Annotated in this window: 11 protein-coding genes and 1 pseudogene; 4 read left to right on the plus strand and 8 right to left on the minus strand. The window is 56.6% G+C overall.

All coding sequences use genetic code 11. From position 1 onward, the window contains the following. The 5 genes from ACOERD_RS07240 to ACOERD_RS07260 form a co-directional block, all read right to left on the minus strand. Nucleotides 1–492, minus strand: a 492-nt coding sequence (locus tag ACOERD_RS07240) for a Uma2 family endonuclease (protein WP_419738540.1), incomplete at its 3' end; no start/stop codon positions are given. Between the two features lie 122 nt (nucleotides 493–614). Then, nucleotides 615–1,571 (minus strand): hypothetical protein, encoded by a 957-nt coding sequence (locus ACOERD_RS07245; protein ID WP_419738541.1) that lies wholly within the window; start codon nucleotides 1,569–1,571, stop codon nucleotides 615–617. Between the two features lie 193 nt (nucleotides 1,572–1,764). Then, entirely contained in the window at nucleotides 1,765–2,397 is a 633-nt protein-coding gene (locus ACOERD_RS07250; protein ID WP_419738542.1) for a Uma2 family endonuclease, read from the minus strand. Between the two features lie 48 nt (nucleotides 2,398–2,445). Beyond that, nucleotides 2,446–2,760 (minus strand): hypothetical protein, encoded by a 315-nt coding sequence (locus ACOERD_RS07255; RefSeq protein WP_419738543.1) that lies wholly within the window; start codon nucleotides 2,758–2,760, stop codon nucleotides 2,446–2,448. Between the two features lie 17 nt (nucleotides 2,761–2,777). Continuing rightward, complete coding sequence (locus ACOERD_RS07260) at nucleotides 2,778–3,170, minus strand: hypothetical protein (protein ID WP_419738544.1); 393 nt, start codon at nucleotides 3,168–3,170, stop codon at nucleotides 2,778–2,780. 158 nt (nucleotides 3,171–3,328) lie between these two features. On the opposite strand from ACOERD_RS07260, the pseudogene ACOERD_RS07265 reads away from it, so the two are divergent. Then, a pseudogene (locus ACOERD_RS07265) lies at nucleotides 3,329–3,535 on the plus strand (IS21 family transposase); the annotation flags it as partial. On the opposite strand, the gene ACOERD_RS07270 reads toward ACOERD_RS07265, so the two are convergent. Further along, nucleotides 3,465–3,680, minus strand: a complete 216-nt coding sequence (locus tag ACOERD_RS07270; protein ID WP_419738545.1) for a hypothetical protein — start codon at nucleotides 3,678–3,680, stop codon at nucleotides 3,465–3,467. The pseudogene ACOERD_RS07265 and the gene ACOERD_RS07270 overlap by 71 nt on opposite strands. Here ACOERD_RS07270 and ACOERD_RS07275 point away from each other — a divergent pair. The 3 genes from ACOERD_RS07275 to istB all read left to right on the plus strand — a co-directional run bounded on the left by ACOERD_RS07275 (nucleotide 3,673) and on the right by istB (nucleotide 7,594). Further along, nucleotides 3,673–5,415: an IS1634 family transposase gene (locus tag ACOERD_RS07275; RefSeq protein ID WP_419737624.1), complete on the plus strand. Its 1,743-nt coding sequence runs from the start codon at nucleotides 3,673–3,675 to the stop codon at nucleotides 5,413–5,415. The two genes, ACOERD_RS07270 and ACOERD_RS07275, sit on opposite strands and share 8 nt — an antisense overlap. Nucleotides 5,416–5,502: 87 nt before the next feature. Next, entirely contained in the window at nucleotides 5,503–6,891 is a 1,389-nt protein-coding gene (gene istA, locus ACOERD_RS07280; RefSeq protein WP_419738549.1) for an IS21 family transposase, read from the plus strand. Then, a complete protein-coding gene (istB, locus tag ACOERD_RS07285; protein ID WP_419738546.1) occupies nucleotides 6,878–7,594 on the plus strand; it encodes an IS21-like element helper ATPase IstB in 717 nt (238 codons plus the stop codon). Before istA ends, istB begins: the two co-directional genes overlap by 14 nt. Here the strand turns inward: istB and ACOERD_RS07290 are convergent. Then, on the minus strand, nucleotides 7,577–8,677 hold the full coding sequence (locus ACOERD_RS07290) for an ISAs1 family transposase (RefSeq protein ID WP_419738547.1): 1,101 nt from the start codon (nucleotides 8,675–8,677) through the stop codon (nucleotides 7,577–7,579). The two genes, istB and ACOERD_RS07290, sit on opposite strands and share 18 nt — an antisense overlap. Before the next feature lie 606 nt (nucleotides 8,678–9,283). After that, nucleotides 9,284–10,855: a replication initiation protein RepC gene (gene repC / locus ACOERD_RS07295; RefSeq protein WP_419738548.1), complete on the minus strand. Its 1,572-nt coding sequence runs from the start codon at nucleotides 10,853–10,855 to the stop codon at nucleotides 9,284–9,286. Between the last annotated feature and the right edge of the window lie 818 nt (nucleotides 10,856–11,673).

Below are 11,673 nucleotides of genomic sequence, written 5' to 3' on the forward strand. Positions count from 1 at the left end.
CAGAACCCATTTTCCATCCTTCAGCTCAAACGCCTCCAGGGTTCGCCCATCCGGATCCACAAACCAAAGATATCCCACACCTTCTCTTGCATAGATATTCCGCTTGGGTCCCAGATCGATCTGTCGGGTTGAAGGGGACAGCACTTCACACGCCCAGTCCGGTGCAATGGCAACAAAGGGGGTTTCCGGCGGCTCGGGCATGGTTTCACGCCGCCAGCCTGAAATATCGGGAACGATAACATCGCCGCCGAGATGTACCTCTTGCTCAAACAATATCCACCAGCCACCGGGGCCTCCCTTGTCGCGAAAGAACGGACTTCCAATTTCTATACCAAGACCCGAACTTGCAACTGCATGCGGGAAGGCTGGTCGCGGGTGAGTGTGCAGGGTACCGTTGATGATCTGAGCCACTAATTTTGGGTCAGCATCAATCACATCCTGATACGTGGCTGGATGTTTCTGGGGTTTGGGGACGGGATTTAACTTTATCATTTTACCACTTTGTATACCACAATTATTTTAGACATTCAGATGATTGCCATCCCGCAGCGCCTATAACTCACAGCTATTGGAGACGAAACTATCTGGATGTTCCTAGATTGCTCTGCAGCGAATCAGCTTTTGGGTTGAATTTTCAAGAGATGATCAATGAGACTATTTGGATCATTTTCATATTCTTCATAAACTTTCTTTACTTGATCAAAACTTATGGTCTTGACAGTTGGTTCATTGCTTTTTCCTGGCAATCCGTTTTTTCCGCTTTTCCCCTGGTTTCCATCAAGGCCGTCATTTCCGGAAATACGATTGGTTACAGTTCCTCCAAGCCCGGTACATCCCCGCCCGCCGGCACCACCTTTGCCGCCGCGTCCGGGTGCACCTCCCTGACCACCTCGTCCCCCAAGTCCACCTTCAGAAACAGGAAGCAATGAAAGTTCATTCGAAGTAAGAACCGTTATTTTCCCGGCATCCCCACCGTTTCCGCCATCTCCACCGCTTTCACCATCACCACCATCACCGCCGTTATGACCAGGTTCTGGTGTACGCCATTCACCAAAAATTCCCGGGCCACAATCTCCATCTCTGCCATTTTGACCATTAAATCCTTGAGGGCCGTCCTGCCCGTTTTTACCATCAATTCCATTTTGGCCATTGGAGACAATTTCGGTTCCGTCAATAAGTGCGCTTGCGACAAAAATATCTCCACCGTTCTTTCCCTGTGAACCTGTTGCCGATATTTTTCCACCAATGATTTTTGTGGCAATAATATAAAATTGATCGCCATATATTTCCGCACCATTAATCATTTTAATTACATTTGCGACCAAAAGACTTCCATTTTCAACATTTAGAGCGACACCATCAATTAATAGCTCATTTGAAATTAAATTTGATGTATCTGACACTGTCGTATCACTGTTAATAATCGTGTTGGGTTTTCTTTCTTCAATCAAAACAATATCATGATCGGGCATTGGAGATGGTTTGAGATATTGGTATATCGTAATGCCAGCAGCAAGTAGACCAACTAAAGCAACCAAGGTCGGTATAATTTTCCCTATCTTGATATTCATTTCTCGATTCCTTTAGTTAGTGCAACAGTTCAGAGAGCGCTGACTAGAGTTAACGGACTCCGGTATCATCAGGGCATGGCAATCTCGAGACTATCAACTTCACCGCCGCAACGATAGCCTCCGATGGTGTATAATCGCAGGGGGGTGATGCTTGCTTCATCGGTCGTCCTCCGGGTACCCGTGTCCGAATTATCTATTTATCGCGCGGTTTTTTTCTTTCTTCGCCCGTCCCCTCTGGTTCGCTTGTTCCTTCCGGCCAGAGCGCATCGAGCGGGAAGGTGATGGCGTCGAAGGGGGGCTGTGAGACGGGCGCATCATCGGCGAGTGTGACCAGCAGCACCCAGTGGCCGTCGCGCAGTTCCAGGACTTCCAGCGTTTTGGCTGCGGGGTCGACAAGCCAGAGGTGCTGCACGGCTTCGCGGGCATAGATGCCGGCCTTTTCGTGCCGATCGATCCGCCGCGTTGAGGGCGACAGCACCTCGCAGGCCCAATCCGGTGGGACGCTACAATAGGCCGTATCCGGGTAGTCCGGCATGGTCTCGCGCCGCCAGCCCGCCAGATCGGGCACCAGGATATCCTCGCCCAGATGCAATTCCGGCTCATCAATAATCCACCAGCCGCCGGGGCCACCATCCCCGTAGTTAAATGGCGGGTTGATTTTTGCTCCCACCCCCGAACTTGCCCATGCATGTCGCATGGCGGGTCTTGGCTGGGTATAGAGCGTTCCTGCCAGCACTTCGGCGACCTTGTTGGGCGGTGCGTCGAGGACGTCCTGGTAGGTTGCCCTGCGTCGGGGTGTCTGGATGTTGCGGTCCTGTGCGGTCATGGGTCTCTATCTCCTCGGCCCCCATCATAGAGGTCTGCCGGGTTCCTGTCACTTGCGTTTGCGGCCCTGCGCGCTGTTCCGGGCCTTTGCCAACCGTCCTTGTTCGGCGATCTGTCGGCGCCAGGCCTCCCCCGGCTTGCGCTCGGCGCCGTCGTTCACGAGCACAAGTTTCATGCTGTTCTTGCGCCCGGGCTTCCAGATGTATGTTCGCTCGAACGCACTTGCCCCGGTGGGGATACGGGTGACCCGGCCTTTGGCGACGGCCTCGTCGATGAGGCGGCGTTCTTCTGCTGTGATGACCGAGTGCTGCCGCTGTCGCCCAGGCTCATTCCTCTCATCCATCTCGACCCTCTCCGCCGTCATTCTGCCATCCTCTGCTGTCACCCTGTGGTGTTCTGTCTGTCCGACAGTATTTCAGCGCTGCTGTGTGTTTTCCTCACCGGCTTGCCGCCTGCGCAGCCGTAAAATGCGATTAGAGCTTCAAGCCTTAAACTTGAGACACGAATACCCTGCCACGCTTCGCGCTCTCGGGACATTCGTGTCGCATGTGCTTCAGAGATAAGGCTTGAAGCTGTAACGGATGTCGGGACAAGTCCGGTGCGGTGACTGATCTCCTTGACGCTCATGCCCGCTGCGGCCCAGGCCTCTATGTTCGCATCCCTCTTGGCACGTGCCGCATTTTCCACCGGGTCTCCATATATTGCCGGTCGATCAGAGCTTGCGCGGGACAGACCCCAGGTTTTCTTGGCGCGGCTGTTTTCGATCTCGGCCAATGCTTTCCATCGCGCCAGCACTGTGGTTGCCGCCTCTTGTCCTGTAGAAAAGCGTGCAATTTTGACCCCCTAAGCGGGGAAATCGGCGTCCAAATTTGACCCCTCCCTATGGTTGTAGACATCCTTTTCATTGAGCAGTCGATGGAGAGGCAAGCGGGATGATTTGCGTGGAAACTATTAGAAAAGTGCGTCGCTTACACCTGATCGAAAAAAAGAGCATCAAGGAAATTTGCCGTTCGCTCAATTTGAGCCGTGCAACGGTTCGAAAGATAATCCGATCGGGAGTGACGGAGTTCAAATATGAGCGCAAATCGCAGCCATACCCGGTGCTCGGGCCTTGGCGCGCGCGTCTGGATGAAACGCTTCCTGACTTCCGACCTTTTTGTTGATCTGACTGGGTTTTTGGTTTGTTTTCAGGTGTGGTTGCTCAGAGGCGCGTTGTAGTGCCCCATTATTATAAAAAGTATTGACATGGGCCTTCAGATGGCTAACCTCTTCGCCCATGTTCATCCGCACCAAACATGACGCAAAGCTCAACCGCACACGGATCCAGATCGTTGAATCCGTCCGCACCGGCTCCAAGGTACGCCAGAAGATCCTGCGCCATGTGGGTGTGGCCCATAACGACAGCGAGATTGAGGATATCAAGCGTCTGGCGGGCCGCTTGATGGAGCAATTACGCATTGATCGCTCGCCGCAAATGGAACTGTTCACGCCCACGGAATATGCCGATCTGCAGGCGCTGGTGCGCCGCGCTCCGCGGCCGGACAAGCTTGGCGTTGATCTTGCCGAGTGCCGTGAGGAGGCGCGGGTCTCTCTGGGTCTGCGGGATGTCATGGGGACGATGTATGACCAACTGGGTTGGGGGGCCCTTCTGGGGGCGGCGCGTAAAAGTGCCAATCGCATTGTGAAAGAGCTGGTTATGGCGCGGATCGCACAGCCCGAGAGCAAGCGCGCGACCGTGGAGGCGTTGGAGAACCAGGCAGGCATCACGCTCAATCTGGACGTGGTCTATCGGAGCATGGATTACATCAATACGCCGGTGATAGACGGGATTTGCAAAACCTCTCACGCGGCGGCAGAGAAGTTGCTGGGCGGGCCAGTGACCGTGCTGTTCTACGATTGCACGACCCTGGCCTTTGACACCGAGCGCGAGGACCCGGCCGAGGATGCGGACGGGGTCGAGCAGGATCATCTTCTGGCCAAGGGCTTCAGCAAGGATGGCAAGCATCACCGCGCTCAGGTCATGCTGGCGCTGATCGTCACCTCCGATGGGCTGCCTGTGGGCTATGAACTCTTCCCGGGAAACACCTGGGAAGGTCATACGCTGGAAGCTGCGCTGAAGGCGTTGGAGGGACGCTTCGACGTGGCCAGGGTCACGTTCGTGGCCGATGCCGCCATGCTCAGCAAGGACAACCAGCAGATGTTGCAGAACAAGGGTCTGCCCTACATCCTCGGCTATCGCATGAAGTCCGCCCCGGCCGCCGTGAAGGCGAACATTTTGAGCCCGGAGGGACGCCAGCCTTGGGCTGGACACGGTTCTGAAGAGGCAACCGAGAAGGGCTGGTACAAGGTGATCGACCAGGAGGGAGCGCGGGTCATTGTGACCTGGTCACCCACCCGGGCACGCAATGATGCCCACAAGCGCGACAAGGCAATCGAAAAGCTGCACAAGAAGCTCAAGCGCTCTCGCAAACCCGGCAGCTTCAGCAGCCGGGGATATGGCCGCTTCCTGGCCTTCCCCGACAGCGGGGACGTCACGCTGGATGATGCAAAGATCAAGGCAGCGGCACAATGGGACGGGCTGCATGCCATTGTTGTTCATGGTGCGGACGAACTGGAGGCACAGGACGTCATTGCCCGCTATCACCAGTTGTGGGAGATCGAAGCCTGCTTCCGCACCAACAAGCACGATCTGAAAATCCGGCCCATCTATCACTGGTCGCCGCGTCGGGTCCGGGCCCATATCGCCATCTGCTACATGGCCTTCTGCTGCCTGCAGCACCTGCGCAAGCATCTGGACCTGCTCGGACACCCGATGAGCCCGGCTCGTATCCGCAACGAGTTGAACGCATTGCAGCTCTCGATCCTGCGCCACAAAGGCACCCCTGACCGCTACGGCATGCCAAGCCATGCCACGGTCGATGCCAGACGCATCCTCACCTGCGTCGGCCTGACCTGGAACGAAGCCCCTTTCAAGATACCCCCCGGGCGCACCCGAAAAACTGGCCAGACCAAAGCCTGAGCTCCCTCAACACTCCGAAACAATCGCTGGCGAAAAAAGTCCGTGTAGTGCCTTTTGGCAACCAAGGCATAATAATATCAATGACTTATACGAAAAAATGTCGGAAGTCAGGAGCGCAAATCGCAGCCATACCCGGTGCTCGGGCCTTGGCGCGCGCGTCTGGATGAAACGCTTGAGGAGAACGAGGCGCTTCCGAAGAAACACCGCAAGCGGATGACCAAAATCTGGAAGGAACTCTCCGATGATGGTTTTGGCGGCGGGTATGACAGTGTTCGACGCTACACAAAGAATTGGCGCATTGCGCACGGCCGACAACAGGCGCAGGCGTTCATCCCGCTGATCTTTGATCCTGGGGAGGCGTACCAGTTCGACTGGAGTGTGGAGACGGTTTTGATGGACGGTGCACTCACGACCGTGAAGGTTGCCCATTTCAAACTTTGCCATAGCCGCATGCCATTCTCCATTGCCTATCCGCGCGAGACGCAGGAGATGGTCTTTGATGCCCACGACGAGGCCTTCAAATTCTTTGGTGGAGGCTGCATCAACGGGATCTACGATAACATGACGACCGCCGTCGATGCGATCCTGTCGGGCAAGGAAAGAAAGTTCAACAAGGCATTCTCCCGGATGTGTTCTCATCATCTGGTGAACCCGATCGCCTGTACGCGCGCGGCCGGTTGGGAGAAGGGTCAGGTTGAGAATCTGGTCAAGGAGAGCCGCGCCTATAGTTTTACACCGCGTCTGGAGGTGGCCGACTTCGATGAATTGAATGCCCGGCTGCAAAAAGACGCGATCAAACGCGCAAAAGAACTGCGGCATCCGGAAAACCTGGAGGTGACGGTCTGGGAGGAGTTCCAGCAGGAAAAGCCGCTGCTGACGCATCTGCAGAAGCCCTTCGTCGGGTTCCGTGAAAAGACGGTCGCCGTGAGCCGAACCTGCCTGATCAACTTCGAAAGAAACAAATACAGCGTTGAGGCAAGAGCTGTTGGACGTCAGGTCCAGTTGCAGGTCTACGCCACGCGGATTGTCCTGCGCCAAGACGGTGAGATTGTCGGAGAGCACGAACGGTGCTTCGGCCGAGGAAAAACGATCTTCAACCCTTGGCACTATGTGCCCGTCCTCAAGCGCAAGCCTGGCGCTCTGCGCAATGGAGCACCGTTCCGTGACTGGGACCTACCACCGGCAATGACGCAGATCTGGACCCATCTGCGGGGCACATCCGACGGAGACCGGCAACTTGCCGATATTCTTTTCGCTGCTTACCAGCACGACATTGATGTGGTCGAGGCTGCCTGCGAAGAAGCTCTAAAATCTGGCCTGCGCAAGGCCGATGCGATCCTGAACATTGTCTCTCGGCGCACCAATCCCCCGCCGCCAAAGGCGATTGAGCCGCCTGCCCACCTGCAGCTGAAAATGGCACCGATCGCGGATTGCGCTCGCTATGACAGGCTTGGAGGCTCCCATGCAACTGCGTAAGGAAATTCTCGAACTTGCCCGTCAACTGAAGTTGCCAGGCATCGTCAACTGCTTTGACGAAGTGATGCAGGCCGCAGCCAAAAACAACTGGCGGCCCCAACAGGTCGTGGCCGAACTCCTCACGGCCGAACTGGCCGAAAAGACTGCGCGCTCGATCCGGTATCAGATGGGTGCCGCAAAGTTCCCGGTCTGCAAGTCCTTACCTGAGTTCGACTTCACGGTCAGCCCCGTCAACGAGGAAGTCGTGCGCAATCTTCATGACGGCGATTTTATGGACCAGGCCAGGAATGGCGTGCTGGTCGGTGGAACCGGATCGGGCAAAACGCATCTCGCAACAGCGATCGGGGGCCACGCGGTCAATAACCGCCGGCGGGTCAGGTTCTTCAGCGCTGTGGATCTCGCGAACAAGCTGGAGGCTGAACATCGCGAAGGCAACGCCGGGCGGCTCAGCGAGCAGCTGATCCGCGTCGACCTCGTGATTATAGACGAACTCGGTTATCTGCCGTTCGCAGAGTCTGGTGGACGATTACTCTTCCATCTCATCAGCAAACTGTACGAGCGAACGTCTATTCTGCTAACAACCAACCTCGCATTTGCTAAATGGCCGAGTGTGTTCACAGATGCCAAAATGACCACTGCTCTCCTGGATCGACTGACACACCATTGCGATCAGGGCAATCGCGCTTCAAAGCCCTGCGATTAGAGTGCGCAGAAAGTCGTTACTCCAGCCTGCCTTTTTGAACTTCACGCGGTTTGAGCCTTTCGCGGTATTTGTCTTGATGATGCCCAATGCGATCCGTCGTAACGCGGCGAAGTTTGCGGGCGCGTTGTCTTTCCGCGCGCGGTGATGATCGTCGTTCATCACAACATCCAGTGACCAATGCAAGCTGTTCTCGATTTCCCAGTGGCCACGGATCAGCGTGGCGGCTGCCTGAGCGGTGAAGCATTTTGACAGGAGGTACACCCGCTCGGACTGCTTGGTCGTGTCGCCTGCTGTGCGCCTGGAAACGACATGAACGAATGCGCCAAGGTGCGGCCATTGATGGGTGTCGACGAGATAGTTTGGCACGTCGTAGACGCGATATGACCGCTCCTCAACCCGGCCATGGTCACCCTCTACAGAGATGTATTCATCAATGTATTCAATATTCTGGTCAGCCACGAAAGCCCGCACGTCGGCTTGCATGTCGCCCTGATTGCCCTTGAGCTGCATGCAATAGTCACCGCCTTCCTGCACGATCAGGTCACAGGTTTCCCGCTGGCAGTGCAAGGCATCGGCCGTGATGGTGATGCCACGAATGTCCAGCATCTCAATCAGCTCGCGCAGAGCCAGAATCTCGCCGCCGCCCTTGGCACTTTGCGTCACTCCAAGGCTCAGACGTGCGCCATGAGCAAAGGCAGTGACGACGTTCAGGTTCGATTGGGAGGCCGCTCTGTCAAAGCTGCGCCGCATCTCCTTGCCGTCTATGGCGATCGCTGGATGCTCGGCATGGGCCGCAGCAAAGTCGCTTCTGAACTTGTCGAAAAAGGCCTGTAGGCTGGTTGGCTTCATCAAGCGAAAGAGCCGCGAGTAGGCATCATGGCAGGGGATGCCGTGGGGCAAATCGAGAAATTCACGAAGGAATTCCTCCTTCATCTGCCCAAAATGCTCCATATCGACCGCAGTCTCCCCGCCAGACAGCGCACACAACAGGCTGATCGTCATCAGGTCACAGAACTTATGCCGCGGCGCGTTACCTCCACGTGGATCGTCTTCTTCACTGAAATAGCTGGATAATGTCGGCATCTCGAAACTCCATCGCATGATGAAACCTCAAGAATCCAATTCGACTCAACTGTCAAAGCTTAAGTGCGATTCCCCTGCCATTGCGATATCATCGAAACCGGGAACGAAAGCTGGCGAATTAACCACCGCGACTAACCTCGAAATCGGGGAATAAATTCAAAACAGACAGCAGGTCAAACCTTCAGTCGAGCTACGCTCTCTTTTCGGTTTGACCTGCTGTCCACCCCCTCCTGAATCAACCTAAACACGACCCCCTCAACGCCCCTCTTAGCTCCAAGGGGGGTCAAATTTGGACGCCGATGGGGGGTCATTATTCAATGCCGATTGACATCTTGTCCCGAAGGTTTCATCTTCTGCGCCCTGATATCCGTGCCGTCCTGAGCCTCTGGTCGTTTATGATCAAACTCCGCCTGGGCCTGTCCGCGACCCGTTTCACGCATCATCGCGCCCCATGATAGCCTTTCCACCCCTTCGGACCCTGTGAGCGCCCGCCCTGCGCCCCTTTCCCCGTCCCCCACATCAAGCCACCCCCTTTCCCCGCCACATCGCGCCGCTCCATCCGCCCGCACACCTCATCGCCCCCCGCACCCCGTCCCACAAGTCCTCTCACTGCAGTGCTCTGCCTTCGGGCTGCGCCTTTGGCTGTTTGCCTTGTCTGTCGCGTTCCCAGATACCGAGGATAGCGCGTGTGAGGTTGAGCTCACCTGTTATGGCGCGCCGTGTACATGCGCGCAGTGTACCGCCCGGGTTTATGACGGGTGTGACGGGATGGAACCTGTTTCTGTCGATGACGAGCAGGGCGATGAAGGCGATTTCGTCACCCATGACATCTGTGGCCTCGAGCCATGCGGATATATTGATGGAGAGGTCGCGCAGCAGGTAGGGCAGGCAGTCGCGCCAGTCTTCCAGGACCTCAAGATACATGGCTGCGTCTTCGGATGCGAGATCTTTGAGTGTATTCTGGTTGAGTTTTTGCAGGATTTCGGGGTTGATCCACAGGCTGGCCTTGCGATCATTGTTTCTAAAGCAATCATTGCGCCCGTCAGGGTGCAATGCCAAGCTAACCCTGTCGCCAGCGTATGCTGGCGTCATCATTTTCGACTGCAGGTCGTTACAAGATTCAAAAGGTTTGGATTGAGGTTGTATATGGCATCGGCCATGAATTTCCGGTGCGGCGGAGATATCCTGTTGATTAACCATGTTTTCCATGGGGATCTGATCACGGACTTCCTCGTCTTCTGCAGGCTGGTGAGCGGGATTTTCAACCGCGCGCTCCGGTGCGCGCTCTGAATCTCCGGGGCAGGGCGCGTCACGCCGGGGGCCCGCCTGGTCTTCTGCATGATCTGCTGTCCGGTGATCTGTCTTTGGTTCGGGCCGGGGTCCGGGTTGAGATTCGGGCTGGTCTTCTGCCCGGTCTTCTGGCTTTGCTTCCGTCTTTGGTTCTGGGGTCAGCGGCGTCAGGGCGGCGCGGATGCGATCCTCGAGATCGAACAGACGCGCATGGATATGCTCCAGCACCCCCATCTCCAGGCCCCGCAAGCCGCCCCGCGGGGAAAGCCCCTTCAAATCCGCATAGGCCTCTTGCGCCCAGGCGCGGGTCTCCGCGTCTTCAATCGGGGCGATCAACCGGCGCAGCCGGTGCCTTGCGGTGCGGATCTGCCAGATGCGCTCCTGGCGCTGCGCTTCCTCTTCGCCCGCTTCGGCCAGAAGAATGCAGAAGGCCTGGTAATTGGCAAGCGTCGGCTCCAGCGACAGACCGCAGCGGACCGGGTCGCGATAGCCCTGGCCCGCGCGACGGCCCCGATAGCCATTCTCCGCCGTCACCCGCGCGATCAGGCCCATCCGCTCCAGGCGGCTCTCGATATTGCGAAACTGCCGCTCGCTCAATCCCAACTCGCGCGCCATGTCGCTCTGGCGCCGCCAGTTCACCGGCGCCTCCGTCCCGCTGTGCCAGGCCCTCCGCGTGGTCTGATCTGCAAGCTTGCGATAAACAAGCGCATCCGTCGCATTGCCCCCCATCAGGATCAGAACCGCAACAGCAATATTGATCGCCGTGGCCTTGGTCACATCCCCCGGCAAGACAAAATGTTCCTCCGCCCCCGGTATAAACGCCTGGATCTGATGCGCACGCGCAGGATCATAAACCCCGGGGGCCCCGCTGCATGTAAAATCTCGCATCTCTGCTCTCCATATGTTCAGAGCGCAGGTCATCGCTGCATGTGCCCAATCAGCCCGGGTGAGGTGCGTCGCAGATCCGACCGCACACCCGATCCAGGTGACACATATAGCTCTCCCGATCCCGAAAATGCATTTTCGGGTTGCCTCTTTCTGTCCCGTGAGCTAATCAGAAGGTGATGAAATTCTGATTGCTCACGAGAATGAGGCGCGCGGGGAGACCTGCGCGTTTTGCTTTTTTGGCCTCAACTCTTTGTTGGCCTTACATCATCGCGTTCCGGATCCCGTCTCCTCCTGTGCTGGTGGGCCTCTGATCGCAACCGGCCGGTATATCGGTGGGGTCGCAATATCTGGCGCGCAGCCTCGCGTACTGTCTGGCGCAATATCTGTACCGCCCGAATCGTGCGGACGCTCCATATAGTATAGAGCCGCAGCCCTCCGGCGCGCATTTACAATCTGCGCCAATAGGGGTAGGCTTGAGCGCGTCACACATGATCTGCGAGACCGCTGTAATGATTCGTCTGGACATATTTGCCAAGAAATCCCCCCCCTCAGGGTTTGAGACGAAAGTCAAGCGATTTCTCCCGGTTTTTCCGTAAAAATCTTCACGACCTCTCACGTCAGAATCACTCACGTCAGAATCACTCGCGTCAGGATGTCTCGCGAATCGGTGTCCCGGAATGCCCCGGTCCGCTCCCGAATCACGTAACACCGTCACCGCGCCCGGCACTGACGCGCGTATATAGCGGCTGTTGCGTGCAAATCCCTGCATATCTGAGCCTGCTCAAGTCTTGTCCCGTTCTTTTTGTCCTACTCCAAAA

This window comes from Ruegeria sp. (assembly GCF_965199275.1).
Lineage (GTDB): Bacteria > Pseudomonadota > Alphaproteobacteria > Rhodobacterales > Rhodobacteraceae > Ruegeria.

Bases quoted from the DNA above. Each gene is read 5' to 3' on its own strand.
- ACOERD_RS07245 (WP_419738541.1), bottom strand. From the start codon at position 1,571: ATGAATATCAAGATAGGGAAAATTATACCGACCTTGGTTGCTTTAGTT.
- ACOERD_RS07250 (WP_419738542.1), bottom strand. From the start codon at position 2,397: ATGACCGCACAGGACCGCAACATCCAGACACCCCGACGCAGGGCAACC.
- ACOERD_RS07255 (WP_419738543.1), bottom strand. From the start codon at position 2,760: ATGACGGCGGAGAGGGTCGAGATGGATGAGAGGAATGAGCCTGGGCGA.
- ACOERD_RS07275 (WP_419737624.1), top strand. From the start codon at position 3,673: ATGTTCATCCGCACCAAACATGACGCAAAGCTCAACCGCACACGGATC.
- ACOERD_RS07270 (WP_419738545.1), bottom strand. From the start codon at position 3,680: ATGAACATGGGCGAAGAGGTTAGCCATCTGAAGGCCCATGTCAATACT.
- istB (WP_419738546.1), top strand. From the start codon at position 6,878: ATGCAACTGCGTAAGGAAATTCTCGAACTTGCCCGTCAACTGAAGTTG.
- ACOERD_RS07290 (WP_419738547.1), bottom strand. From the start codon at position 8,677: ATGCCGACATTATCCAGCTATTTCAGTGAAGAAGACGATCCACGTGGA.
- repC (WP_419738548.1), bottom strand. From the start codon at position 10,855: ATGCGAGATTTTACATGCAGCGGGGCCCCCGGGGTTTATGATCCTGCG.